This window comes from Pseudorhizobium sp. NPDC055634 (genome assembly GCF_053618655.1).
The window spans coordinates 67,797-91,615 of sequence record NZ_JBSHHW010000012.1; the positions used below are offsets into that span (position 1 = coordinate 67,797).

The window sequence follows — 23,819 nt, forward strand, 5'->3', positions numbered from 1 at the left end:
GTTCTCCATGCGATGAGCGTCCTCATCGTCTCGGCAAACATTGTGACGGAAGCGCGGCAGCAGCCGGGCAGGCAGAGGGGTGGGCGCACAAGGCGGGCGGCACCCTCGTCTCAGTCGGAGACGGTGGCCACCCAGGCCTGCCAGCTCTTCTGCGTTCCGGCAAAGACGTTGATGTCGGTATCGCCGTTGACGCCGGGCACGACGCCGGTCGCCGTATATTGCCAGAAAGCCCAGGTTCGCGACGCGTAGATATCCTCCGGATGGGCGGCGGTGGAGCGGACCCAGAAGTGGTAGTCGTCGAAATGGCCGACGAGGTTGTCGCGGTGGAAATCGACCGTGGTGTAGATGATCGGCCGCTTGCCGTAATGGGCCTCGATCCGGTCCATGAACCGCTGCAGCGACGCTCTGACGGTGGCCGGCGGCGGCTGCAGCTTGCAGGTAGGCGATGCGTGGTTCCACTCCGCGTCGAGGACCGGCGGAAGCCGGACGGCGGCCTTGGGCACGTTGCGGATGAACCAGTCCGCCTGTTCGTCGGCGGTCGAGCAGAAATAATAGAAGTGGTAGGGCGCGTGCGGGAGGCCTGCGGCGGCGGCGCCACGCCAGTTGCGCTCGAAGGCCGAATCGATCCGGTCCTTGCCCTCGGTCGCCTTGACGAAGGCGAAGGCGACGCCCGACTTGCGGGCTGCCGGCCAGTCGATCTCGCCGTTCCACTTGGACACGTCGATGCCGTGGACGTCATGGAGCTGCGGATGGCGCTGTCCGAAATTGACCGGATCATTGTCCCCGAAGCGCGGCTTGGCGATCGATTCCGTGCTGAGCGCGTCATAGGCCGCGACCGTGCAGCCGCTGAGCAGAAGCGATGCCGCAAGGAGCGCGAGGGAAAGCCGGTACATGCAAATTCCGTCTGCTGGGTCAGGCGGCGCCGGAGCGTTCCCTGAGTTGCACTCTCGTGCCACATAACGCCGCAAAAGCCGGGCGCTGGCAAGGGGGGCTACAAGCCGGGCTACAAGGGGGGCTACAAGGGGGGCTACAAAGGGGGGCAGCAAGGGAGCCGGAGAGGGAAACGCGTCAGCCGCGCCTTCGCACGATTGCATGCCAGGCATAGCCGCCGAGGATTTCCTCGAAGATCATGTCGGCGTCGGCCCGCTCAAGCCTTGCTTCGAGCGCCGCTAGGAGGCCGGCGCGGGGCGTCACGTCGAAGCGTTTCAGCCAGCCGACGAGAAGAGACCTGAACCAGCGCGGGAGGCGTTCCTGCTGGCCGAAATCGACGATGTGCAGGGAGCCGCCGGGGGCAAGCGCGTCAAGCGCGGCATCGATTGCGCCCTCCCAGTCGGGGATCATCGACAGGGCATAGGAGATCAGCACCCGGTCGAAGCCGTCGGTCGCGAAGCCGGTCGCCCTGAACCCGGCCGCGTCGGCGCGCAGCAGGACCGGCTTTGCGGCCCGCCGGGCGAAGTGCCGGCGGGCGCTCGCCAGCATCTCGGCGGATATGTCGAGCCCGTACAGCCGGGCGGCGGGGTAGAGGCGGTGGGCAGCGATCAGGTTCCGGCCCGTTCCGCATCCCACTTCCAGCAGTCGTCCGCCCTCGGGGACCTGCAGGCCGGCGATCGCCCGGTCGCGGCCGAGCAGATAGTATTTTCTCGTCAGGTCGTAGACGTGCCGCTGGTAGCGGTACATCCGGTCCATGCGCGAGGCATGGCCGACATCGTCCGGCGTGGCCTGTCGCGCGCCGGTCATCCGCGCCGCTCGTAGACGTGGAGGCCGCCATAGATCGCCGAGCGGTCCTGAAGCGTCAGTTCCTGCGACCGCTCCCTCAGGTAGGTCCAGCGCCCGAGGATGGCGCCGTGGACGCGGCCTTCGAGGATGCTCGCCTCGCCGGCCGTCCGGAAGATCACCCTGGCGCCCGGCGCGGCCGTCCTGCCGATTTCCCGCCAGAGGTCGTTCAACTGCTCGTCGGTCATCCAGTCCTGGGCGTCGAGAAGGACGTAGCGATCGACGGAAGCGACCGGCTTTTGAGCGAGAAGTTCGGTGAAGCTCGCATGGTGGACCGCGACGCGATCGACATTGTCGCGGATGGCGAGATAATTTTCCGGAAGAAGGTAGGTCGGCAGGCAGCCCTCGTCCTTGTCCGGATAGCGGCGGACGAAGGCCTGCCAGGCGAAATAGTTGTCGCGCAGCGGGAAATGGCAGGCGAGTTTTTCGAGCCGCTGGCGAAGGACCGGCGCCATGGTGCGGTCCGCGCTCGTGCGCACGAGTTCGTCATACTGCTGGGGCGGGATGCCGAGGCCGAAGAGCGAGCTCTTGCGGCTGGTCAGCCAGCGGATGAGGGGCCTGTCGAAGAGCGGCGCGACCCGCGTGTCGAAGAAGATCCGCTGTTCGCGCAGCGATCGGACCCGGGCGAACTCCGTCAGGTCGACGCCGTGCAGGCGGGCGATGAGGTGGCCGGTGGCGATGAAGCGACCGAGAAGACCGCTGCGATAGATGTTGCGGTCGAAGGCCTCGACGCGGCGACGTCCGTTCCAACGCCGCCGCTGCCAGTAGGCGCGCGTGCCGGCATCGAGGTTCGGCGCCAGGAAGAGGTCGAAAGAAGCGCTGTTGCTCGGCACATTCGCCATTGCCAGCATGCGCACGACGTCGGCGCGCGAGGGCAGGTGGCGGAAGGCCGCGAGCTTCAGGCGGTTCAGCGCAATGTGGTGGAGGTTGAGATCGACGACATCGATCCGGCCCGGCGAACGGCTGAGATAGGCAAGCACGTTGCAGCCGCCGGAGCCGATCGTGACGAGGCGATGACCGGGCTTCAGGTCCATGGCGGCCATGTCCACGTCCGGGTCTTCCCAGATCTGCGGATAGACCAGCCCCGAGAAGAGCAGTCCGAAAATCCGTTCGGAAAAGCCCTTCCGGCTGAGCGGGCCGTGCTGCAGGAGCGCGTCCCGGAGCCTCTTGTTGCGGCCGTAGCCGGCTGCGTGAGTTACATGCGCCATCACCAACCTCACCCGTCGCGATGCCGTCCTCTAGTCCGATCATGCTACAGGGTGATGACGGGGCCTGTGGCTAACGCCCGATACCCCTTTCGCCGGGACGCGTTTGCTGGTTGCATGTCGCCGTCGGACATGGAGACGGTGCATGAGGCGTTTACGGCAGGCGGGGATGGTCATCGGCGCCCTGGTGATCCTAACGGTCGCGGGAGCGGCGATCTGGCTCCATTTCGCACCTCCGGCGCTGCTGCGCGTCGGCGCCGGCTATGCGGCAAAGATCGTCTGCTCCAATGTCTTCATCGCCGGAAGAGATCCCGCAGAAATACTCGCCGTCGACGTTCAGGCGCCAGGGCACCCGCTGCTGCGGCTGATGGAGGTGGAGCAGGAGGAGCGCCGGGTGCGGGCGTCTCTCCTCGGGATTTTTGCCTCCAACGAGGCGGTCTATCGCGACGGTCTCGGCTGTGCCGTGGCGCCGGAAGGCACGGTTGCCGATCTCGACGCGCCGGTCTCCTCGCCACCAAGGGAGGCGGCTTCCGCATGGCCGAATGGAGAACAAACAGAGTCACAACCGGCGTTTACAAGAATTCTCTCAGATAAAACCTTAACCGGTCCCGGCATGCGTGCGGTGGTGGTCGTGAAGGATGGACGGATCGTCGCGGAAGCCTATGGCGACGGGTTCTCTTCCGAGACGCCGCTTCTCGGATGGTCGATGGCGAAGACGGTCAATGCCGTCCTCGCCGGCACTCTGGTCGCGAAGGGGCGCCTGTCGCTTTCCGACCGGGGGCTCCTGCCGCAATGGAAGGGTGACGAGCGCAGCGAGATCACGCTCGCGCAACTGCTGGCCATGGAGGACGGGCTGGCGTCGAACGAGAGTTACGGCACCGTCACCGACGTAACGGAAATGCTCTACCTTGCTCCGGACATGGCGGCCTTTGCCGCCGATGCCCCGCTGGAGGCTTCCCCGGGCACGCGCTTCAACTATTCGTCGGGAAGCGCCGTGCTGATCTCGCGCATCTGGATGGACCATGCCGGGACGTCTTCCCAGGCGCTGGCCTATCCGCGGGAGGCGCTCTTTAATCCGCTGGGGATGGAAAGCGCCGTGATGGAAGCGGATGCATCCGGCACCTTCGTCGGGAGTTCCTACATGTATGCCACGGCGAGGGACTGGGCGCGCCTGGCGCTCTTCCTTCTTCAGGACGGCGTCTGGGGCGGCGAGCGGCTGCTTCCCGAAGGCTTCGTCGGGGCCATGTCGCAGCCGAACGCGACCTCGGGCGGTCGCTATTCGCGGATGCAGACGTGGCTGACGGGACGGGAGGAGGCCGGGCTGCCCGGCGATACCTTCTTCCTGCAGGGACATGACGGCCAGACGATCGCGGTCATTCCCTCCCGCAAGATAGCGGTCATCCGGCTGGGGCTCACGCCGAGGGCTGACGGTTACGAGGTAACCCGCCTCGTGCGCGAGATCGCGAGGGCCGCCGAATAGCTAGTGCTGCAGGACGTGCAGCATGCCCTTGCGCTTGGCGTCGTAGTAATAGCCGCGGGCATAGAGGCGGATGGCGTTATCGTTGCTGTTGTCGGCGACGAGCCAGGCGCCGCGCAGGTATTTCGCCGCGTACTTGATGTTCGTCTCGGCGTCGAGCAGGCCGTCCGGCGGGCCGGAATAGCCCATGGACTTGGCCGTCGAATACTTGATCTGCATGAGGCCCCAGTAGCCCTCCTTGTGGTAGGCCTTGGGGTTGTAGCGGCTCTCCCGGTGCACGACGCGATGGATGAGCGATTCCGGCACGCCGTAGATGCCGGCGTAGCGCTTGATGAGCGCGCTGATCTCCGGCGTGCTCGCGGATGCCGTTTCGGGCAAGGGGTCGCCGGGCGCCGGGGGGAATAGGGAACGGGTATCCACGCCCTGCAAGGTCGCAAGGGAAGCCGGCTGGGAAGGCTTTGCCGCGTAGGCGGTCGGATTAAGGTCCGGGCGCGGGATCGGGATCGCCGCCTGGAGGGCCCGCATGTCGGGTGTCAGTTCATCCTCGTCGTCGGCAAGCGCGCTTGCACGAAGTGCGGCGACCGGTGCGTCGAGCGGCTCGGCCGAGGCAGCCGGCGCGAGGAGGTTTGCGGTTCTTGCGCCGACGGCGTGTCCGGCGGGAAGCGCGACCGTCTGCAGGGCAGCGGCGGCGGTCGTCGCAGATACCGGATCGATGGCGGCATAGGCGACCTGCGGAGCCATTTCCGGCGAGGCCATCGCGGCGGACTGCACCGTTGCGACCGACGGGCTGTCGGGAACGGCGATACGGATTCGTCCGGTCTTGGACAGGGGAGCGTCCTGAGAGGCTGTCTCGCCGACGGCTGCGACCTCGGTGGTCGCCTCGGTGGTCGCCTGCGGGGCGTCGGCCGTCTGCGGGTTCTTACCGCCATGGGGGGCGGGCGTGGTCAGCCGGACCGTCTTGCCGGGAGCAGTTTCAACGCTGGAACAGCCTGCAAGCGCCGTGGTCACGACAAGAGTTGCCCCTGCCGTACGGCTCAGGAATCGGTTGATCGCCATTGGGTCGCTTCCATTATTTTTCGTTGTCCCCGCCGCCCCGACGTCGCCGAACTGACAGATTCATTTATCTGATTGCCCCGCAACCGGCAAGCTATCAGGCGGCAATGCGCCTGTAGCCCGCGGTCACGGCGCGCCGCGCGATGAATCGCGTGTGCATCTTGTGCGAAGCTGGTCCGGGCAGGGCAGGGCGTCCGCGCCGCGCCAGCGCCCAGTCCGGATAGACCACGTGGACCAGGCATCCGGCCGCGATCGCAAGGAGAAACACGGCCTGCATCTCCATCAGCACGGCGATATCGCCGGCCGCGGCGCCGGCAAACTGGACGCCAAAGGCGGCGAGAGCCGCAACATAGCGTCCCTTCCGGAGCGGAATCGCGAGCAGATGGACGAAGATCCCGAGCCGCCGCTGTTCCGGGAGATTGTCGTTGGCCGAACGCGGCCCGCGGGCCGAAGGCTCCTGGAAGGACCAGACGGCGTAGAGCATGAGATAGACCAAGCCGAGCCAGGCGAGAGGTCCTGTGGCGCCGGGCAGGATCGTCGCCAGGGCCGCGACCGGAAGCATCGCCACCGCGAAGGCTGCGGCCAATCCTAGGGAGACCGCCGGAACGGTCACAAGGGCCGTTAGGCGACCCCTGTGCAGCGCGTAGCGCGCAACAAGACTGGCGAGCGGTCCCGGCAGGAGGATGAATGCCAGGCTGGCAGCGCAGAAGGCCATCCATGTCTCGATCGTCATCTTGTCCTCCCGGGGCTTCGACGGAGGCGAAGGGGTTCAGGCGGGCCGGAAGGGCTGGCCGATGAAATCCATCACCTCGCCGAACCATTTTGCCGACAGATCGAAGTGTTTTCCACCTTTAATTCTGGGAAATTCGATTGTCCTCAGGCGGCCGTCGTGTTCCTCGTCGTGGCCGGTCACTCCGGAAACCTTGTTCAGCGCACTGTCCACCGCCAGATCGACCATGCTCTGGATCAGCCGCAGGTCGCCGGGATTGGCGGGCGCGGAACGTGCGAAGTAGCCGGATTTCTGGACCATCGAGCGCTCGGCGTTGAGGAGAGAGGCGAAATGCTTCTGGAACCAGTGGCCGACATTGATCGTGTCGATCTTCACGTGGCCGAAGGCATCGCGCTTGACCTCCTCGCCGGATGCCTCGCGCTCGGCGACGATGGCGTCGAGGCAGGCGCCCTCGGAGACGAAAAGCGTCACATAACCACGGTCGTCCATGATGCGGCGCAACCGCTCCGCCTCGGCTTCGAGGTCGAAGGCCATTTCCGGCAGGTAGAGACCGTCGATGTTCTTCATCGCCGTGTTCATCATCAGCTGCTCGACATATTCGTTGTTTTCGGTGCGCTGGATGTACTTGCGTGCCGTCGCGGCGGTCAGCCAGCCGCAGTGGCGGCCCATGACCTCGTGGATGACAAGGGTGCGGGGTGCCGCGCTCTGCTCGTTGCTCACATGGTCGAAGAAATGGGCGCCCACCTCGGCGGCCGTCCAGGCGCCGAGCGACTGGCGGATCGGCACGATGTCGTTGTCGACCGTCTTGGGGAGCCCGACCACGGTCAGGTTGTAGCCGTTGCCGGCAAGGTATGCGGCAAGATCCGCCGCCGTCGTGTTCGTGTCGTCGCCGCCAACGGTGTGAAGGATGGTGATGCCGTCTTCCGCGAGGCGGTCGGCTGCCACCTGCAGCGGGTTGTCGCCTTCCTTGACGAGGCCGCGCTTCACGCAATCCGCCGCATTGGTGAGCTTCACCCGGCTGTTGCCGATCGGCGAGCCGCCATAGCGATGAAGGAGGTGGGCGCGCTCGCGGATTTCCGGGGTGATCTCGATCCGGTCGCCCTTGAGGAGGCCCTGATAGCCGGATCGGTAGGCGATCAGTTCGACCTCCGGGGCCAGATCGGTATAGCGCTCGATCAATCCACCAACGGCCGAGGACAGGCAGGGAGCCAGTCCGCCGGCCGTCAGCATCGCCACTTTCTGTTTCGCCATCATGTTCTCCTTCGCACACTCGCCTTCGACCGCAGGTGGGCAATGGATGGAACAGAGCGCCGGGGCTGTAAAGGGATTTTCTCAAGAAAAACCGATATTTCCGGTCTTCGTCAGGGGATTGCGGGCAACAGTTCCGATCTAATCGATACAACCGTCGACTTGCGGGGCAGGCATGTGGACAACCGTCACGGACCATCGTCGGTGCTTGCGCCAGCCGGCAGGGCAGCTCGGCCGGAAAGGAGGTAAGTGCCGCCTACTGTTCGGGAAACGTGAACAGAGTTTAATCGTTTGTGCACGCCCTGCCGGGTTGCGCCTTCGCGCGTAATCTGGTCAGTTGCACGCATGCTCTTTGATTTTTCCTCCCTGCAGGTTTCCTCCCTTTGGGATCGGCTTCTCGGTGCGATCGGCGATTCCGCCGGCAGCGCGCTCGGGCGCGTGGTGGACGCTATCCGGACATTGTTCGAGGGCGACCCCGAGACAAGGCGCAAGGTTTCCTTCTCGGTCGCCATTATCGCCCTCTCCGCCAAGATGGCGAAGGCGGACGGCGTGGTGACGGAAAAAGAAGTTGATGCCTTCCGGCAGATCTTCGATTTTCCCGAGGAAGAGGCCCGCAACGTGGCGCGGCTCTACAATCTCGCGCGCCAGGACATCGCCGGCTTCGAAGCCTATGCGTCCAAGCTCGCCAACCTCTGCGGCAGCGGCAACGCCAACTGCCCGATGCTTGAGAACGTCATCGACGGGCTGTTCCACATCGCCAAGGCCGACGGCCTGATGCATGAAGGGGAGCTTGCCTTCCTCGCCCGCATTGCGGAGATCTTCCGCATCGACGAGGAACACTTCCGGCGGATCATGGCTCGCCACGTGCACCTGGAGGGGCGCGATCCCTATCTCGTGCTCGGCGTTTCGCCGACGGACGAACTTTCTGAAATCCGCCGCATCTACCGTCGCCTGGCATCCGAACATCATCCGGACCGGCTGATCGCGCGCGGCGTGCCGGCGGCATTGCATGGCGCTGCAAATGAACGTATGGCAGCACTCAACGCGGCCTTCGCCGCGATCGAGAAAGAGCGCCGCGCTGCATGAACCAATTCGCTGCCGATCACCTCGGCGCAACGGTTATTCCCTCTCCGAACTTCGGGCCCCGTGCCGGTGGGCGCGCGCCCGACATGATCCTCCTTCACTATACCGGGATGCCTGATCACGACCAGGCGCTGTCGTGGCTCTGCAATGCCGACAGCCAGGTCTCCAGCCACTACTTCATTCACGAGGACGGGCGGATCATCCAGCTGGTTCCGGAGACGGAACGCGCCTGGCATGCGGGCAAGAGCTGCTGGGGCGGCGAGGGGGACGTCAACTCGGCCTCGATCGGCATCGAGATCGCCAATGCCGGACATCCGGGCGGGCTGCCCGAATTCCCCGAAGAGCAGATAAAATCCCTCGTCGAATTGTGTCGAGATTGTGGCGAACGGTGGAAAATCGCTCCGGAACGGGTGCTTGGGCACTCCGATGTCGCGCCGATCCGCAAGGTCGATCCGGGGGAGAATTTTCCCTGGGGGACCCTCCATTCCGAGGGTATCGGACACTGGGTGCAACCGGCACCCGTAGGGGGCGGGCGGTTTTTCCAGCTGGGAGAGGTCGGGCAGCCCATCGAAGCCCTGCAGTCAATGCTCTCCCTCTACGGTTATGATGTTGAGATCAGTGGAAGATTCTGCGATCGGACGAGGGGCGTGGTCGAGGCGTTCCAGCGTCATTTCCGCCCCGAACGGGTGGACGGAATCGCCGATAGCTCGACCATAGATACGTTGCACAGGTTGCTGACGGCGCTGCCGAAATACAACCGGGCGTAACGCAGGAAGCGATTTATCGTTCCGACGCGAAAACAAAAAAATATTCCCCTGCCACATCATTTCCCAAATGGGCCGTTTTAAACGGGGCCATCAACGTGGTTACCGCCATTGGACGGGGGGATCACAGAACATCAACGAAATGGGATGCATTCCCGCTGTCGTAGCGTCTGAAGGACGCCGCGCGCAGGAGGCCAGCTTTTGCCGGACGCATCCCTGATCCGGAGAATTCTTCCAGACATGAAAAGATCGATTGTTGCTGCCGCGACCTGCTTCGCCATGCTTGTTGCTCACCCCATCGCAGCCCTCGCAGAGGAAAAGAGCAAGTCGAAGACCGTCGCGTTGGAAACGAAGGTCAGCAAGCCGGGATACGCGTCGTCCAGGAACGCCGTTTCCGAAGCCGCGCATGCCAGCAAGCCTTATTCGAAGATCATCACCAAGTATGCCAAGGCCTATGGTGTACCTGTCGACCTCGCCCATGCGGTGGTACAGGTTGAGAGCAACTTCAATCCGAAGGCCCGTGGCGCCGCCGGCGAAGTGGGGCTGATGCAGATCAAGCCCGCCACAGCGCGCATGATGGGCTACAAGGGCAGCGTCAAGAGCCTCTACGATCCGGAAACCAACATCAAGTTCGGAATGAAGTATCTCGCCGAGGCGCACGAACTCGGTGGCGGACAGACCTGCGGAACGATCCTCAAGTACAATGCCGGCCACGGCGCCAAGCGCATGAACCCGGTTTCGAAGCGGTACTGCGGCAAGGTTCAGGCGTTGCTCTCCTGACGCGCCTGCGGTTTGCGCTGGCAAAATGATTCCGGAAGCGGCTAGAACCTCGGATAACCACGACGTTTTCCGGATTCGAAGCAGACGGTATGCCAGCGCATTTCAACTACATCATCATCGGTGGCGGCATGATGGGTGCCGCCGCCGCCCGCCATCTCTCCCGGCATGTCGAGGGGGTGGCGCTGATATGCCCGGGAGAGCCCCGGGACTACGCATCCCACCAGGGGGTGTTCGCCAGTCACTATGACGAGGCGCGGATAACCCGCCGCTTCGACGCCGATCCGCTCTGGGCGACGTTCGCGCAGAGGGCGATCGACCGCTACCGGGAGATCGAGGATGCAAGCGGCATCCGCTTCTTCTCCGAGGCCGGTTGCCTTTTCGCGGGGCCCGAGCCGAAATCCGACGCCGACTATCTCCATCGTGCCGCCGAGGTCGCGCGGTCCAGCGGGCTGAAGGTCGAGCGGCTGACGGCCGCGCAGATGCAGGCGCGTTTCGCGCAGTTCGATTTCCCCTCCCACATTGTCGGCTATCACGAAGGGTCGCAGGCCGGTCACATCAATCCGCGGGCGCTGGTCCGTGCCCAGATTGCGCTTGCGAAGCGCGGCGGGGTGACGGTCATCGATGCCGTAGCGACCTCGGTCCGCGAGGAAGGCGGCCTCGTGGAGGTCACCGCGGGTGGCGAGACCTACCGGGCCGAGCGGGTGCTGGTCGCGGCCGGCGCCTTCAGCAATCTGAACGCCGTCCTGCCCCGGCCGCTCCAGATGCGGGCAGCACCGCGAACGGTGGTCTTCTTCGAGATCGATGAACAGGCTATGTCCGTCTTCGGCACCATGCCGTCTACCATCGTCTTCACCGAGCGCGAGGAGGATCATGTCTACATCCTACCGCCGGTCCGCTATCCGGACGGGAAGACCTACCTCAAGCTCGGCGGCGATATCGAGACCGGCGACCTGACGCGACCGGAAGAGTTCCGCGCCTGGTTCGGCTCGGACGGCAATCCCGACGAACGCCGGCGGCTGATCGCGGAGGCGCTGCAACTGATGCCGGCGCTTGCCGGGCGCCCCACGTCCTCCGCGGCCTGCGTCGCGAGCTTCACGCCGACCGGGCGCCCCTACGCGGGCTTCATCGGTTCCTCGCGGGTCGCCGTGCTCACGGGCGGGAATTTCGTCGCGGCGAAATCCTCCGACGAACTCGGACGGCTCGGCTCCGCCCTCCTGCTCGAAGGCGGGCTCGGCGAGGACGACTACGGTTCCCTGATGACGCCACTCTTCCGCTAGGAGCGCACATGCAAGGCCTCAAGTACATTATCGTGGGCGCCGGCATGATGGGGGCTGCCGCCGCACGCCATCTGTCGCAGTGGACGGACGGCGTCGCCCTGATCGGCCCGGAGGAACCGCTCGACCATTCCTCCCACCGGGGCGTCTTCGCCAGCCACTACGACGAGGCCCGCATCACCCGCACGATCGATTCCGATCCGGTCTGGGCGCGCCTCGCCAATCGCTCGATTGCCCGCTACCGGCAGATCGAGGAGGACGCGGGAATAGACTTCTACGCCGAGGACGGCTGCCTCATCGTCGGGCCGAAAAGGGGCGAGGGACCGACCTATGTCGGCGACGTGCTTGCCGCGTCGCAGAGGCTGGGGGTCGAGACGGCGCACCTGGACGATGAAGGCCTCGGCAGCAAGTTCCCGCTCTTTGCGTTTCCGAAGGACAGCGAGGGTGTCTGGGAGGCGCGAAATGCCGGTCATATCAACCCGCGCAGGCTGGTGCGGGCGCAGACGCTGCTGGCCGAGCGCCAGGGCTGCGCGCTGATCCGCGAGACCGTCGCCGGCGTCCGCGAGGAGAACGGACGCGTCGCCGTCACCACGGCCGAAGGAAAGCAGTATGTCGCGGACAAGGTCCTCGTCGCGGCGGGCGGCTTTTCCATCAACGAGGCGCTCCTGCCGCGCCGGCTCGACCTCAGGGTCTACGCCCGCACCATCGCCTTCTATCAGGTGGACGAGGACGCGGTGGAGAAGTGGGGCAAGCTCCCTTCGCTGATCTGGCGGTGGAGCGACGCGGAGGAGGGCATCTATCTCCTGCCGCCGGTGCGCTATCCCGACGGCAAGTTCTATCTGAAGATCGGCGGCGATCCGGACGACCTGCTGCTTGAGCGCGAGGGCGACATCCGTGCATGGTTCCGCGCGGGCGGCCGTGAGAGCACCCATCGTTACCTGACGGGCGTCATGGAACGGCTGATGCCGAGCCTCGATCTTTCGCGGACCTCGATGGCCGCCTGCGTGACCTCGTTCACGCCGACCGGCTACCCCGCCATCTCCATGTCCGATTCGGACCGGGTCGGCGTCCTTGCGGGCGGTTGCGGCGCGGCCGCCAAGAGTTCCGACGAGATCGGACGGATCGGGGCCGAACTCCTCTTCAACGGAGCGATCGCGGACGAGGTCTACGGGGTGGACTTCGGGGCGAGTTTCCTAAGATGAACGGCGGCCGCCGTTTCTTCTGGCGTTGCGGGAACAACTCCATTATCTGGGGGCGGCCAGTTGGCCGGGCAGCCGCGCTTCACCAATGCCGAAAGGCGGTGAGGTGAGGAAAGTCCGGGCTCCACGGAAACACGGTGCCGGATAACGTCCGGCGGGGGCGACCCCAGGGAAAGTGCCACAGAAAGGATACCGCCCCGCCTGCTGTACCGCTTCACCGAGCGGCAGAGCTGGCGGGGTAAGGGTGAAAGGGTGGGGTAAGAGCCCACCGCGTCGCTGGCAACAGGGACGGCATGGTAAACCCCACCGGGAGCAAGACCGAATAGGGATGATGCGGGGCGCGCAAGCGCCTACAGCCGGTTTCCAGGCCAGTCATCCGGGTGGGTTGCGCGAGGCGATGTGCGAGCATCGCCCCAGATGAATGGCTGCCACGTTCCGGTTTGCGCCGGAGCCATACAGAACCCGGCTTACAGGCCAACTGGCACCTCTCTTTTCCTGGCCGACATGTCGCGGCTCCGCGGGCCGGCCGATGCCTGCGCAGGTTCCGGAAAGACGTTTGAAAACAAGAGTTTCGTCCCGAGATCGGACAGCGCGAGGCTCTTCCGCGAGCCTGTTTCTCCGCAGTTCGAAATAACTCTTTGTTAAACTTAACAGCTCATAAATAAATGATGTTGCGGCCCTGCTGCGGGGCCTCCTCCCATTGACGCCCATACGGTCCCATGATATCCCATATTCGTACTGTTCAAGGGCGAATGACGGCCCGCCAATCACAGAGTTCAGGGCGTTCCATCGAGCGGGTGTCTGTCCGCATCGTGGGCAAAACCGTGTCTGGTGCAGTCGAATGCGGGGGGCGGATCGTGGCCCGCGGGAGTAACGGAGCGGATGTCTGGCGTAATGAGCCGCTTCCTGTCGAATGCCACGAACCGGGTCGATGCCAAGGGGCGGGTTTCCGTTCCGGCAAGTTTCCGGACCGTGCTGGCAGAGAGGGGAGTCCAGGAGCTTTACTGTCTCCAGGACATCGTCTTTCCGGCGATCAGCGTGGGTGGGCCGGATCTGCTCGATCGCTACGAGAGGCAGATCGCTTCGGCCGATCCGTTTTCGCCGGAAGCGAACAGGATGTCGCTGCTGGTTCATGGTGGCGGCGTTTTCATGAGGCTCGATGCGGAGGGCCGGTTGATGGTCACGGATTTCATCCGCGACTTCACGGGGATCGGCACAGAAGTCACCTTCGTCGGGCGCTCGGATCATTTTCAGTTGTGGCAACCGCAGGCGTTTCACGAGGCGCAGGCGGCGGCAAGAGCAGGGCGCTTGCCGCGTCCTGCCTAGGACGGGGGACCGGAATGGCGGCGAATCTTGGTGGAGGCGAGTCCGAAGCCGAAGGCGGACCGGTTCGCCACATTCCTGTTCTTCTTTCCGAAGTGCTGGCGGCGCTCGATCTGGCCCCGGGCCAGGTCGCGCTGGATGGCACGTTCGGGGCGGGCGGCTATACGTCGGCCATGCTCGATACCGGCGCCCGCGTCATCGCGCTCGACCGGGATCCCGCCGCGATTGCCCGCGGGCAGAAGCTGGTCGAGGCAAGCGACGGCAGGCTGACCCTCATTCATTCGCGGTTTTCCCACCTGGCCGAGCATGCGCCCGCCGACGGCCTGGATGCCGTCGTGCTCGACATCGGCGTTTCCTCCATGCAGATCGACGAGGCCGAGCGTGGCTTCTCCTTCCAGAGGAACGGGCCGCTCGACATGCGCATGTCGGGCGAGGGCGTCTCCGCCGCCGATGTCGTCAACCGGGCGAAGGTCGGGGATCTCATCCGGATTTTCGGCTTCCTCGGCGAGGAGAAGCATGCGGGGCGGATCGCCCGGGCGATCGAGAAGCGCCGTTCCACCGAGCCCTTCAGCACGACGCGCGATCTCGCCAACCTCATCGAGAGCGTCAATCCCCGCAAGGCGAAGGACAAGATCCATCCCGCGACGCGCGTCTTCCAGGCGCTGCGCATCTTCGTCAACGACGAACTGGGTGAACTGGCTCAGGCCCTGTTTGCGGCCGAGCGCGCGCTGAAGCCCGGCGGGCGGTTGGTGGTGGTGACGTTCCACTCGCTCGAGGACCGCATCGTCAAGAAATTCTTCTCCGACCGTTCCGGCAAGGCGGCCGGCTCCCGCCACATGCCGATGGTGGTCGAGAAGCCTGCGATCTTCGAGCCGATCGGCAAGGGTGTGGTCAGTGCGACGGAAGAGGAGGCGGAAGCCAATCCCCGCGCACGTTCCGCCAAGTTGCGGGCCGGGCGGCGCACGGAAGCCCTAGCGCGGGCAGCGGATCCGTCGATCTTCGATCTTCCCGATCTCGCCAGCCTCGCCAGGATGGGAGCCGCCTGATGCTGAGAAGTTTCGACCTCGTCCTGATTGGCGTCATGACCGCCGCGGCCGTCGTGACCTATACCATCAAGCACCAAGCCGACGACAAGCTGAAGGAAGTGCGGCGCCTGGAACGGGAGATCGTCCTTGAAAAGGATACGATCGACCTGCTGAGGGCCGACTGGGCCCTGCTGACGCAACCGAACCGGCTGGAGCGGCTGATCGCGGCCTATCAATCCGAACTGCAGCTGGTGCCGACCCGTCCGACGCAGCTTGCCATGCCGGTCGAACTGCCGATGCCGCGCTCGCAGCTGCCAATGCCCGAGACGACGATCGAGGAACTCATCGCCGGTGCCGGAGGCGAGGTCGCCGCCGCCATCAAGGGGGTCGATGCCGCGAGGAATGCCGCGCCGGCGAACGGAATTCCTGTGCCGATCCCGCGCGGAGGTGTGCGCCTGGACGCAATGGCAACCGGATCGGTGGGGCAGCGCTGATGTCTTTCCTGTCGAGAATCATGGTTCTGAAGAGCCGAGCCCACCTATCGACCGGAAGCCGCCGCAGCGCGGCCGGATCCGGAGACGCCACGTTCGAGGGCGTCGGCAAGCGCAAGGCGGCGCAGGCCCGCAATCGCGTCGGCCTCATCATCGTCGGCTTCGTCGCCGTCTACGGCGTCATCGGCGGCCGGCTCGTCCAGTACGGCATGGCAAAGCCGGAGATCACCTCAAGCATCATGCCGGCAGACCGGCTGATGGCGTCGCGCCCCGACCTCCTGGATCGCAACGGCGAGGTGCTGGCGACCGACATCCGCACGGTCTCCCTCTATGCCGAGCCCCACAAGATCGTCGACGCGGACGAGGTCATCGAGAAGCTCGCGACCGTCCTGCCCGACCTCGACGCCAAGTCGATCTACGGCAAGCTGTCCTCCAAGTCGCATTTCCAGTGGCTGCGGCGCCAGCTCACTCCGAAGCAGCAGAGCCAGATCCTGGCGCTGGGCATCCCCGGCATCGGCTTCCGGCCGGAAAAGCGACGCTTCTATCCCGGCGGGGCGACGGCCGCCCACGTCGTCGGCCATGTCAACATTGACAACCGCGGCGTAGCAGGCATGGAACGCTACGTGGACAGCCAGGGGCTCGCCGATCTCGCAGCCGTCGGCATGACCTCCGATCAGCCGCTCGAGCCGGTCCGGCTGGCGATCGACCTCAGGGTGCAGTCCATCGTCCGCGAGGTCATCTATTCCTCGATCGACAAGTACCAGGCGATCGGCGCCGGTGCCGTCGTGCTCGACGCGCAGACAGGTGAAGTCATCGCCATGGCTTCCGCGCCGGACTATGACCCCAACAACCCGGCCGCCGGTGCCGAGGAGGGCTGGCTCAACCGCATGTCGAACGGCACGTTCGAGATGGGCTCGACCTTCAAGGCCTTCACCACGGCCATGGCGCTCGATTCGGGCAAGGTGAAGCTCACCGACAGTTTCGACGCCCGCTTTCCGATCCGGATCGGCGGCTTCACGATCAAGGACTTCCACGGCAAGGGCCGCATGCTGACGGTGCCGGAAGTCTTCCAGTACTCCTCCAACATCGGTACGGCTAAGATGGCCGACGTGGTGGGGATCGAGGGGCACAAGGAGTTCCTGACGCGGCTCGGGCTTCTCACCCGCATGCAGACCGAGCTTCCGGAAGTCGCGCAGCCCAGCCAGCCGCGCGAATGGAAGAAGATCCATTCGGTCACCATTTCCTTCGGCCACGGGGTCTCGACCACGCCGCTTCAGACGGCGGTCGCGGTCGCGGCGCTGGTGAACGGCGGCAAGCTCATCCCCCCGACCTTCCTGCCGCGCACCCGCGAAGAGGCCGACGCGCTCGCGCAGCCCGTGCTGAAGCCGTCGACCAGCGATGCGATGCGGTACCTGTTCGACTTCAACGGCACCAACGGTTCGGGAAAACGCGCCCGCGTCGAGGGCTTCGACGTCGGCGGCAAGACCGGGACGGCCGAGAAGGTCGTGAACGGCCGCTATTCGAACGACAAGAACTTCAACGTCTTCATCTCGGCATTCCCGATCAACGATCCGCGATACGTGGTGCTGACCTTCATCGACGAACCGAAGACGGGAGAAGGCGGCGGACGCACGGCCGGCCTCAATGCTGCCCCGATGGTACAGGAGATCATCAGCCGGTCGGGCGCGATTCTCGGTGTAAAACCCCGTTTTGGCGAGGATGGCTCGGCCCTTTTGGTATCCTATTAGGCAATAATAATTCACAGGCGATTCGCGAGCGTCGCCTGATCTGGAAGAGAGTACCGCTGATGAAGTTGCGCGACCTGGCCGGCCAAGAATTCCCGGAGATCGGCGATGTGCTGGCCGGCGCGGCGGGCGATATCGAGGTCAGCGGCATTTCGGCCGACAGCCGCAAGGTGGAGGCCGGCACGCTTTTCGCGGCACTGCCGGGAACCAAGGCGGACGGTTCCCGCTTCATCGCCGATGCCGCAGGGCGCGGCGCGGTCGCGGCCGTCGCAGGCCAGCCGGCCGACGCGTCCATTCCCGTCCTGACGGTCTCCAGCCCGCGGCGTTTCCTGGCGCTCGCGGCCGCCCGCCTGTACGGCGCCCAGCCTGAAACCATGGTTGCGGTCACCGGAACTGCCGGCAAGACGTCAGTCGCCTCCTTCATCCGCCAGATCTGGGCGCATGCCGGCTATGCGGCGGCGCAGATCGGTACGACGGGCGTGGTTTCGCCGAGCCGCAACGAATACGGTTCGCTGACGACGCCGGACCCGGTGGCGCTCCATGCGCTCCTGGCGGAACTTGCGGCCGAGGGCGTGACCCACGCGGCCATGGAGGCCTCCAGCCACGGGCTCGACCAGTGCCGCCTCGACGGCGTTCGGCTGGCCGCGGCCGGCTTCACCAATCTTGGCCGCGATCACATGGACTATCATCCGACGGTCGAAAGCTACATGGCCGCCAAGATGCGGCTCTTCGATACGTTGCTTCCCAAGGGGGCGCCGGCCGTCATCTTCGCGGACGACGAATGGTCGGCGGAGGCGATCCGCGTGGCCAGGGAATCGGGTCTCAAGGTGCTGACGGTCGGCCGCAAGGGCGACTATCTCGCCCTCAAGCGGGTCGAGCACTTCCGCCACAAGCAGACCGCCGAAATCCACGCCGAGGGCGAGATATTCGAGGTCGACATTCCGCTCGCCGGCGATTTCCAGGTGGCCAATGCGCTGGTCGCCGCCGGTCTCGCCATGGCGACGGGAACGCCGGCTACCGTCGCGATGGCGGCGCTGGAGAAGCTGCAGGGCGCCTCCGGGCGGCTCGAGCTCGTCGGGCATACGCGGCAGGGCGCGCTCGCCTACGTGGACTATGCGCACAAGCCGGATGCCCTGGAGAACGTCCTTTCCTCGGTTCGGCCTTTTACGACCGGCCGGGTAATCGTCGTCTTCGGATGCGGCGGCGACCGCGACAAGGGCAAGCGCCCGATCATGGGCGAGATCGCCACGCGGCTTGCCGACGTGGTCGTGGTCACCGACGACAATCCGCGCTCCGAGGTTCCGGAGGTGATCCGGGCTGAAATCATGGCGGCCGCACCGGGAGCGACCGAGATCGGCGATCGCGCCGCGGCGATCCGTTACGCGGTCTCGCTGCTGGAGGCGGGCGACACTCTCATCGTCGCGGGCAAGGGGCACGAGGAGGGCCAGACGATCGGCGACCGCGTCCTGCCGTTCTCCGACCACCTGGAACTGCGCAAGGCACTTGAGGAGAGGGCATCTTGAGCTGGCTCTGGACCTGCGATGCAATGGTAGGCGCAATGGGAGGGCGGCCCGTTGGGACGCTCCCCGAAGGCATTACCGGCATCTCGATCGACAGCCGCTCGATAGCGCCGGGGGAAGCATTCTTCGCCATCAAGGGCGACCGCGTCGACGGCCATGACTTTGCCGGCATCGCTGTGGCGAACGGCGCGGCGCTGATCGTCGTCAGCGAGGCGAAGCTGCCGGCGATGGGACGGCTGACGATCCCGATGATCGTCGTGGACGACGTCCTGGCGGCACTCGGCAAGCTCGCGGTCGCCTCGCGCGAACGGAGCAAGGCCCAGATCGTTGCCGTCACCGGCTCGGTCGGCAAGACGACCACGAAGGAAATGCTGCGCCACGTCCTTGCCCCTTCGGGGAAGGTCCACGCGGCCGTCGCCTCGTTCAACAACCACTGGGGCGTTCCGCTGACGCTCGCCCGCATGTCGGAAGACACCGAGTTCGGCGTCTTCGAGATCGGCATGAACCATGCCGACGAAATCCGCCCGCTCGTGAAGATGGTGCGTCCCCACGTGGCGATCATCACCACGATCGCGGCGGCCCACCTCGGCCACTTCAGGAATCTGGAGGAAATCGCCGCCGCCAAGGCGGAGATCTTCGAGGGACTGGAGCCGGGCGGTGCGGCGATCCTCAACCGCGACAACAAGCAGTTCGCGTTCCTGGAGCAGCGTGGCCAGGAGCTCGGCGTCAGCCGCATCTACACGTTCGGCCAGCATCCCAAGGCGGATTTCCGGTTGGCCGACTTCGAGGGCAATGCGCGAGGCTCGACGGTATGGGCGACGCTCAGGGGCGAGACGGTGGAGGTGCAGATCGGCACCCCCGGCCGGCACACCGCCGAAAACGCCATGGCCGCGCTCGGGGCCTGCACGCTCGTCGGCGCCGATATCGCCAAGGCGGTTGAGGCGCTCGCCGAACTGCGGCCGGTCAAGGGCCGCGGCGAGCAGCACCGGCTCGGCATCGGCGAAGGCACGCTGACACTGATCGACGAAAGCTACAATGCCAATCCGGCATCCATGCGCGCCGCCATCGCGCTCCTTGCCGCCTCGGAACCGACAGCCTCCGGCCGGCGGATCGCCATTCTCGGCGACATGCTCGAAATGGGCGAGTTTTCCGCGAAGGTCCACGAGGAGCTCGCCGGCCCGATCCTCGCCGCCGGCATCGAGCATGTCTGGCTCGCGGGCCCGGAGATCGTAGCCTTGCGGGACGCGCTGCCGGACAGCGTGCACTGCGAATACCGGCCGACGACGGACGAGCTTCGCGAGTTTGCAATCGGCGCGGTAAAGCCCGGCGACGTGGTCATGGTGAAGTCTTCCCTCGGCATCGGTTTCGGCAAGATCGTCGCCGCGCTTATTGACAATTTTCCGGCAGTCTCCGAGACGGAGCGCCAACCTTAATTCGGCTTCTAGAAAGGGCCATGGATGCTCATCTGGCTTGTGGAACTGGCGGATACGTTTCAAATCTTCAACCTGTTCCGATACATTACGTTTCGCACCGGTGCCGCGCTCTTCACCTCTGCATTGATCGTCTTCCTGTTCGGACCCACGATGATCGCCTCGTTGCGGGTGCGCCAGGGCAAGGGTCAGCCGATCCGCGCCGACGGTCCGCAGACGCATTTCAAGAAGGCCGGCACGCCGACCATGGGCGGGCTGATGATCCTCGCGGGCATCATCGGCGGGTCGCTGCTCTGGGCGGACCTTTCAAACGCCTACGTGGTCGCGACGCTGCTCGTCACGCTCGGCTTCGGGGCGATCGGGTTCTATGACGACTACCTGAAGGTCACCAAGCAGACGGACAAGGGCTTTTCCGGAAAGGCGCGGCTCGGGATCGAGTTCGTCATCGCGGCGATCGCCGTCTACTTCATGATGCGCGTCGCATCGGCGACCGGCCAGTCGACCAATCCCGACCTCGGAACGTCGATCGCGTTTCCCTTCGTCAAGGATTTCCTCGTCGATCTCGGCATCTTCTTCGTGCTGTTCGGCGCCTTCGTCATCGTCGGAGCCGGAAACGCGGTCAACCTCACCGACGGGCTGGATGGCCTGGCGATCGTCCCGGTGATGATCGCGGCCGCATCCTTCGGGGTGATCGCCTACCTCGCCGGAAACGGCGTCTTCGCCAACTACCTGCAGATCAATTTCGTGCCAGGTACGGGGGAACTCGTCGTCATCCTCGGCGCGGTGATCGGCGCCGGTCTCGGCTTTCTCTGGTTCAACGCGCCGCCGGCGGCGATCTTCATGGGCGATACGGGCTCGCTCGCGCTCGGCGGCCTGATCGGTTCCGTCGCGGTGGCCACGAAGCACGAGATCGTCATGATCATCATCGGCGGCCTGTTCGTGATGGAGACGCTGTCGGTCATCATCCAGGTCGGCTTCTTCAAGCTGACCGGCCGGCGCGTGTTCCTGATGGCGCCGATCCACCATCATTTCGAAAAACTCGGCTGGACGGAAAGCCAGGTCGTCGTCCGCTTCTGGATCATCGCCGTCGGGCTCGCTCTGCTCGGCCTCTCCACGCTCAAGTTGCGGTGAGGGCGCGATGATCCCGGTCACCACCTTCGCCGGCAGGAAGGTCGCCCTCTTCGGCCTCGGCGGATCGGGGCTTGCGACCGCGCATGCGCTGAAGGCCGGCGGCGCCGAGGTGACGGCCTGGGACGACAATCCGGACAGCGTCTCCAGGGCAGCCTCCGAGGGCATGCATACGGCGGACCTGCGATCGATCGACTGGTCGCAGATGGCGGCTTTCGTGCTGGCGCCGGGCGTGCCTTTGACGCATCCGAAGCCGCACTGGAGCGTCGATCTCGCCCGTGGGGCCGGCGTCGAGATCATCGGCGACATCGAACTTTTCGTCCGGGAGCGACGGGCGCATTCGCCCGATTGCCCGTTCATCGCCATTACCGGGACCAACGGCAAGTCGACGACGACGGCGCTCATCGCCCATATCCTGAAGAGCAGCGGCCGCGACACGCAGCTGGGCGGAAACATAGGCACGGCCGTCCTGACCCTCGATCCGCCGGCGGCGGAACGCTATTACGTGGTCGAATGCTCCTCCTACCAGATCGATCTGGCGCCGACGCTCGATCCGACCGCGGGGATACTCCTGAACCTCACGCCCGACCATCTCGACCGCCACGGCACGATGCAGCACTACGCCGATGTCAAGGAGCGGCTGGTCGCCGGCAGCGACATCGCGGTCATCGGCGTCGACGACAGCTTCTCGGCGCTGATCGCCGACCGGGTCGAGCGGGCAGGGGTAAAGGTGCGCCGGATTTCCCGGCGCAATGTCCTTGCCGATGGGCTCTATGCCGAGGGAAGCGTGATCTTCCGGGCCGAGGGCGGCACGGCCTCGCCGTTCGTCGACCTTGCGGGGATCGCTACCCTCAGAGGCGGGCACAACGCCCAGAATGCGGCCGCCGCGATCGCGGCCTGCCTTGCGGTCGGTGTCGATGCCGACGCGATCCGGGAGGGACTGAGGTCGTTCCCGGGGCTGAAGCACCGCATGCAGCCGGTCGGACGCCGGGGGCAGGTGGTGTTCGTCAATGATTCCAAGGCGACCAATGCGGAAGCCGCGGCACCCGCGCTCTCGAGCTATGACCGGATCTACTGGATCGCCGGCGGCCTTCCCAAGGAAGGCGGGATCGCAAGCCTCGCGCCACTCTTCCCGCGTATCGTCAAGGCATTCCTGATCGGAGAGGCGGCGCCCGCCTTTGCCGCGACACTCGGCGAGGCGGTGCCCTACGAGATTTCCGGTACGCTGGAGCGCGCGGTCGCGCATGCGGCTGCGGAAGCCGAGGCCGATGGGAGCGCTGCCGCCGTAATGCTTTCGCCTGCCTGTGCCAGTTTCGACCAGTACAGGAACTTCGAGGTCCGCGGAGACGCGTTCGTGAACCATGTTGCCGGGCTCGACGGCGTGACCATGCTGGTCGACACGAAGAAGGGGATATGACCATGGTAAGCCGCGCCGACCGGGGTCCACTGGCGGATTGGTTCTGGACGATCGACCGCTTTTTCCTGGCGGCCTTCATCCTCCTGATGGGGATCGGCTTCATGCTGTCCTTCGCCGCATCGCCGCCGGTCGCCGAGCGGCTCGGCCTGGACAGCTTCCATTTCGTCGAGCGGCACGCGATCTTCATCGTGCCGTCGCTGATGGTGATGATCGGCCTGTCCTTCATGACCCCGCGGCAGGTGCGGCGGGCGGCCATCATCCTGCTCGCCATCTCGCTGATGATGATGGTGATGGCGCTCTTCTTCGGCGTCGAGGTAAAGGGCTCCCGGCGCTGGGTCTCGATCGGCAGCTTCTCGATCCAGCCGTCCGAATTCATGAAGCCGGCCTTCGTCGTCGTCTGCGCCTGGCTGTTCGCCGAGCATGCGCGCCAGCCGGAAATCCCCGGAAACCTGTTTGCGATCATCCTCTTCGGCATCGTCGGCGCGCTGCTGGTCGCCCAGCCCGACCTCGGGCAGACGATCCTCACCGCCGTCGTCTGGGGCGGCATGTTCTTCATGGCCGGCATGCCCTGGCTCTGGATCATGGTGCTCGGGGCTCTCGGCGTCGTCGGCTTCGCCTCCGCCTATTACATGCTGCCGCACGTGACCGGGCGTATCGACCGCTTCCTGACGGGCGAGGGCGACACGTTCCAGGTGGATACGGCCCGCGACGCGATCGTCCGGGGCGACTGGTTCGGGCAGGGGCCGGGGGAAGGCATCGTCAAGCGGATCATTCCCGACAGCCATACGGACTTCATCTTCTCCGTCGCGGCGGAGGAGTTCGGCATCCTTTTCTGCATGCTGCTGGTGATGATCTTCGCCTTTATCGTCCTGCGCGGCCTCAGCCACTCGTTCAAGGAGCGCAACGACTTCACGCGCTTTGCCGTCGCCGGCCTCGTGCTGCAGATCGGCATCCAGTCGATGATCAACATCGGCGTCAACCTGGAACTCATGCCGGCCAAGGGCATGACCCTGCCGCTGATCTCCTACGGCGGATCGTCGATGATCGCGGTCAGCGTGACGGCGGGCTTCATCCTCGCGCTGACGCGGCGCCGACCGGAGAAGAGGGCGCAGGAACGCAGCCTCTTCCGCATTGCCGGAGTACCGGCGGAGTAG

General features: G+C 65.3%; 21 protein-coding genes and 1 other RNA gene. 16 read left to right on the forward strand and 6 right to left on the reverse strand.

Annotation, left to right across the window (positions count from 1 at the left end; translation table 11 throughout):
* Nucleotides 1-110: 110 nt before the first annotated feature.
* The 3 genes from ACWGPT_RS18045 to ACWGPT_RS18055 all read right to left on the reverse strand — a co-directional run bounded on the left by ACWGPT_RS18045 (nucleotide 111) and on the right by ACWGPT_RS18055 (nucleotide 2,981).
* Nucleotides 111-893 carry a glycoside hydrolase family 25 protein gene (locus ACWGPT_RS18045; RefSeq protein ID WP_452607018.1) on the reverse strand — a complete coding sequence of 261 codons (783 nt, stop codon included), beginning with the start codon at nucleotides 891-893 and terminating at the stop codon, nucleotides 111-113.
* Nucleotides 894-1,068: 175 nt separating this feature from the next.
* On the reverse strand, nucleotides 1,069-1,737 hold the full coding sequence (locus ACWGPT_RS18050; protein WP_452607019.1) for a class I SAM-dependent methyltransferase: 669 nt from the start codon (nucleotides 1,735-1,737) through the stop codon (nucleotides 1,069-1,071).
* A complete protein-coding gene (locus ACWGPT_RS18055) occupies nucleotides 1,734-2,981 on the reverse strand; it encodes a DUF3419 family protein (protein WP_452607020.1) in 1,248 nt (415 codons plus the stop codon). The genes ACWGPT_RS18050 and ACWGPT_RS18055 overlap by 4 nt, the downstream gene beginning before the upstream one ends.
* Before the next feature lie 142 nt (nucleotides 2,982-3,123).
* Between ACWGPT_RS18055 and ACWGPT_RS18060 the strand changes: the two genes are divergently transcribed.
* On the forward strand, nucleotides 3,124-4,458 hold the full coding sequence (locus ACWGPT_RS18060; protein ID WP_452607021.1) for a serine hydrolase domain-containing protein: 1,335 nt from the start codon (nucleotides 3,124-3,126) through the stop codon (nucleotides 4,456-4,458).
* On the opposite strand, the gene ACWGPT_RS18065 is transcribed toward ACWGPT_RS18060, so the two are convergent.
* From ACWGPT_RS18065 to ACWGPT_RS18075, 3 genes are all read right to left on the reverse strand, one after another.
* Nucleotides 4,459-5,511 carry a transglycosylase SLT domain-containing protein gene (locus ACWGPT_RS18065; RefSeq protein WP_452607022.1) on the reverse strand — a complete coding sequence of 351 codons (1,053 nt, stop codon included), beginning with the start codon at nucleotides 5,509-5,511 and terminating at the stop codon, nucleotides 4,459-4,461. It lies immediately after the preceding gene.
* Nucleotides 5,512-5,605: 94 nt separating this feature from the next.
* On the reverse strand, nucleotides 5,606-6,241 hold the full coding sequence (locus ACWGPT_RS18070; RefSeq protein WP_452607023.1) for a LysE family translocator: 636 nt from the start codon (nucleotides 6,239-6,241) through the stop codon (nucleotides 5,606-5,608).
* 36 nt (nucleotides 6,242-6,277) lie between these two features.
* Nucleotides 6,278-7,489 (reverse strand): pyrophosphate--fructose-6-phosphate 1-phosphotransferase, encoded by a 1,212-nt coding sequence (locus ACWGPT_RS18075; RefSeq protein WP_452607024.1) that lies wholly within the window; start codon nucleotides 7,487-7,489, stop codon nucleotides 6,278-6,280.
* A gap of 342 nt (nucleotides 7,490-7,831) precedes the next feature.
* On the opposite strand from ACWGPT_RS18075, the gene ACWGPT_RS18080 reads away from it, so the two are divergent.
* The 15 genes from ACWGPT_RS18080 to ftsW all read left to right on the forward strand — a co-directional run bounded on the left by ACWGPT_RS18080 (nucleotide 7,832) and on the right by ftsW (nucleotide 23,819).
* Nucleotides 7,832-8,572: a TerB family tellurite resistance protein gene (locus ACWGPT_RS18080; RefSeq protein WP_452607025.1), complete on the forward strand. Its 741-nt coding sequence runs from the start codon at nucleotides 7,832-7,834 to the stop codon at nucleotides 8,570-8,572.
* On the forward strand, nucleotides 8,569-9,336 hold the full coding sequence (locus tag ACWGPT_RS18085; protein ID WP_452607026.1) for an N-acetylmuramoyl-L-alanine amidase: 768 nt from the start codon (nucleotides 8,569-8,571) through the stop codon (nucleotides 9,334-9,336). The genes ACWGPT_RS18080 and ACWGPT_RS18085 overlap by 4 nt, the downstream gene beginning before the upstream one ends.
* 237 nt (nucleotides 9,337-9,573) lie before the next feature.
* Nucleotides 9,574-10,113, forward strand: coding sequence for a lytic transglycosylase domain-containing protein (locus tag ACWGPT_RS18090; RefSeq protein ID WP_452607027.1), 540 nt, complete (start codon nucleotides 9,574-9,576; stop codon nucleotides 10,111-10,113).
* Between the two features lie 89 nt (nucleotides 10,114-10,202).
* Nucleotides 10,203-11,390: an NAD(P)/FAD-dependent oxidoreductase gene (locus tag ACWGPT_RS18095; protein ID WP_452607028.1), complete on the forward strand. Its 1,188-nt coding sequence runs from the start codon at nucleotides 10,203-10,205 to the stop codon at nucleotides 11,388-11,390.
* Between the two features lie 8 nt (nucleotides 11,391-11,398).
* Nucleotides 11,399-12,589, forward strand: coding sequence for an FAD-dependent oxidoreductase (locus tag ACWGPT_RS18100; protein ID WP_452607029.1), 1,191 nt, complete (start codon nucleotides 11,399-11,401; stop codon nucleotides 12,587-12,589).
* A 56-nt stretch (nucleotides 12,590-12,645) separates the two neighbouring features.
* Nucleotides 12,646-13,072: RNase P RNA component class A (gene rnpB / locus ACWGPT_RS18105), an RNA gene on the forward strand.
* Between the two features lie 408 nt (nucleotides 13,073-13,480).
* On the forward strand, nucleotides 13,481-13,912 hold the full coding sequence (gene mraZ / locus ACWGPT_RS18110) for a division/cell wall cluster transcriptional repressor MraZ (protein ID WP_452607077.1): 432 nt from the start codon (nucleotides 13,481-13,483) through the stop codon (nucleotides 13,910-13,912).
* Between the two features lie 14 nt (nucleotides 13,913-13,926).
* Nucleotides 13,927-14,955, forward strand: a complete 1,029-nt coding sequence (rsmH, locus tag ACWGPT_RS18115) for a 16S rRNA (cytosine(1402)-N(4))-methyltransferase RsmH (protein WP_452607030.1) — start codon at nucleotides 13,927-13,929, stop codon at nucleotides 14,953-14,955.
* The gene (ftsL, locus tag ACWGPT_RS18120; RefSeq protein WP_452607031.1) at nucleotides 14,955-15,428 is read left to right on the forward strand and encodes a cell division protein FtsL; all 474 of its coding nucleotides are present in this window, start codon (nucleotides 14,955-14,957) and stop codon (nucleotides 15,426-15,428) included. Before rsmH ends, ftsL begins: the two co-directional genes overlap by 1 nt.
* A complete protein-coding gene (locus tag ACWGPT_RS18125; protein WP_452607032.1) occupies nucleotides 15,428-17,173 on the forward strand; it encodes a peptidoglycan D,D-transpeptidase FtsI family protein in 1,746 nt (581 codons plus the stop codon). The genes ftsL and ACWGPT_RS18125 overlap by 1 nt, the downstream gene beginning before the upstream one ends.
* 59 nt (nucleotides 17,174-17,232) lie before the next feature.
* Entirely contained in the window at nucleotides 17,233-18,693 is a 1,461-nt protein-coding gene (locus tag ACWGPT_RS18130; protein WP_452607033.1) for a UDP-N-acetylmuramoyl-L-alanyl-D-glutamate--2,6-diaminopimelate ligase, read from the forward strand.
* Nucleotides 18,690-20,123 carry a UDP-N-acetylmuramoylalanyl-D-glutamyl-2,6-diaminopimelate--D-alanyl-D-alanine ligase gene (locus ACWGPT_RS18135; protein ID WP_452607034.1) on the forward strand — a complete coding sequence of 478 codons (1,434 nt, stop codon included), beginning with the start codon at nucleotides 18,690-18,692 and terminating at the stop codon, nucleotides 20,121-20,123. The genes ACWGPT_RS18130 and ACWGPT_RS18135 overlap by 4 nt, the downstream gene beginning before the upstream one ends.
* A gap of 24 nt (nucleotides 20,124-20,147) precedes the next feature.
* Nucleotides 20,148-21,251, forward strand: coding sequence for a phospho-N-acetylmuramoyl-pentapeptide-transferase (mraY, locus tag ACWGPT_RS18140; protein WP_452607035.1), 1,104 nt, complete (start codon nucleotides 20,148-20,150; stop codon nucleotides 21,249-21,251).
* 7 nt (nucleotides 21,252-21,258) lie between these two features.
* The gene (murD, locus tag ACWGPT_RS18145) at nucleotides 21,259-22,665 is read left to right on the forward strand and encodes a UDP-N-acetylmuramoyl-L-alanine--D-glutamate ligase (protein ID WP_452607036.1); all 1,407 of its coding nucleotides are present in this window, start codon (nucleotides 21,259-21,261) and stop codon (nucleotides 22,663-22,665) included.
* Between the two features lie 2 nt (nucleotides 22,666-22,667).
* Nucleotides 22,668-23,819 carry a putative lipid II flippase FtsW gene (gene ftsW / locus ACWGPT_RS18150; protein ID WP_452607078.1) on the forward strand — a complete coding sequence of 384 codons (1,152 nt, stop codon included), beginning with the start codon at nucleotides 22,668-22,670 and terminating at the stop codon, nucleotides 23,817-23,819.

Coding starts and splice junctions, on each gene's coding strand:
- ACWGPT_RS18045 (WP_452607018.1), bottom strand. CDS start 893: ATGTACCGGCTTTCCCTCGCGCTCCTTGCGGCATCGCTTCTGCTCAGC.
- ACWGPT_RS18050 (WP_452607019.1), bottom strand. CDS start 1,737: ATGACCGGCGCGCGACAGGCCACGCCGGACGATGTCGGCCATGCCTCG.
- ACWGPT_RS18055 (WP_452607020.1), bottom strand. CDS start 2,981: ATGGCGCATGTAACTCACGCAGCCGGCTACGGCCGCAACAAGAGGCTC.
- ACWGPT_RS18060 (WP_452607021.1), top strand. CDS start 3,124: ATGAGGCGTTTACGGCAGGCGGGGATGGTCATCGGCGCCCTGGTGATC.
- ACWGPT_RS18065 (WP_452607022.1), bottom strand. CDS start 5,511: ATGGCGATCAACCGATTCCTGAGCCGTACGGCAGGGGCAACTCTTGTC.
- ACWGPT_RS18070 (WP_452607023.1), bottom strand. CDS start 6,241: ATGACGATCGAGACATGGATGGCCTTCTGCGCTGCCAGCCTGGCATTC.
- ACWGPT_RS18075 (WP_452607024.1), bottom strand. CDS start 7,489: ATGGCGAAACAGAAAGTGGCGATGCTGACGGCCGGCGGACTGGCTCCC.
- ACWGPT_RS18080 (WP_452607025.1), top strand. CDS start 7,832: ATGCTCTTTGATTTTTCCTCCCTGCAGGTTTCCTCCCTTTGGGATCGG.
- ACWGPT_RS18085 (WP_452607026.1), top strand. CDS start 8,569: ATGAACCAATTCGCTGCCGATCACCTCGGCGCAACGGTTATTCCCTCT.
- ACWGPT_RS18090 (WP_452607027.1), top strand. CDS start 9,574: ATGAAAAGATCGATTGTTGCTGCCGCGACCTGCTTCGCCATGCTTGTT.
- ACWGPT_RS18095 (WP_452607028.1), top strand. CDS start 10,203: ATGCCAGCGCATTTCAACTACATCATCATCGGTGGCGGCATGATGGGT.
- ACWGPT_RS18100 (WP_452607029.1), top strand. CDS start 11,399: ATGCAAGGCCTCAAGTACATTATCGTGGGCGCCGGCATGATGGGGGCT.
- mraZ (WP_452607077.1), top strand. CDS start 13,481: ATGAGCCGCTTCCTGTCGAATGCCACGAACCGGGTCGATGCCAAGGGG.
- rsmH (WP_452607030.1), top strand. CDS start 13,927: ATGGCGGCGAATCTTGGTGGAGGCGAGTCCGAAGCCGAAGGCGGACCG.
- ftsL (WP_452607031.1), top strand. CDS start 14,955: ATGCTGAGAAGTTTCGACCTCGTCCTGATTGGCGTCATGACCGCCGCG.
- ACWGPT_RS18125 (WP_452607032.1), top strand. CDS start 15,428: ATGTCTTTCCTGTCGAGAATCATGGTTCTGAAGAGCCGAGCCCACCTA.
- ACWGPT_RS18130 (WP_452607033.1), top strand. CDS start 17,233: ATGAAGTTGCGCGACCTGGCCGGCCAAGAATTCCCGGAGATCGGCGAT.
- mraY (WP_452607035.1), top strand. CDS start 20,148: ATGCTCATCTGGCTTGTGGAACTGGCGGATACGTTTCAAATCTTCAAC.
- murD (WP_452607036.1), top strand. CDS start 21,259: ATGATCCCGGTCACCACCTTCGCCGGCAGGAAGGTCGCCCTCTTCGGC.
- ftsW (WP_452607078.1), top strand. CDS start 22,668: ATGGTAAGCCGCGCCGACCGGGGTCCACTGGCGGATTGGTTCTGGACG.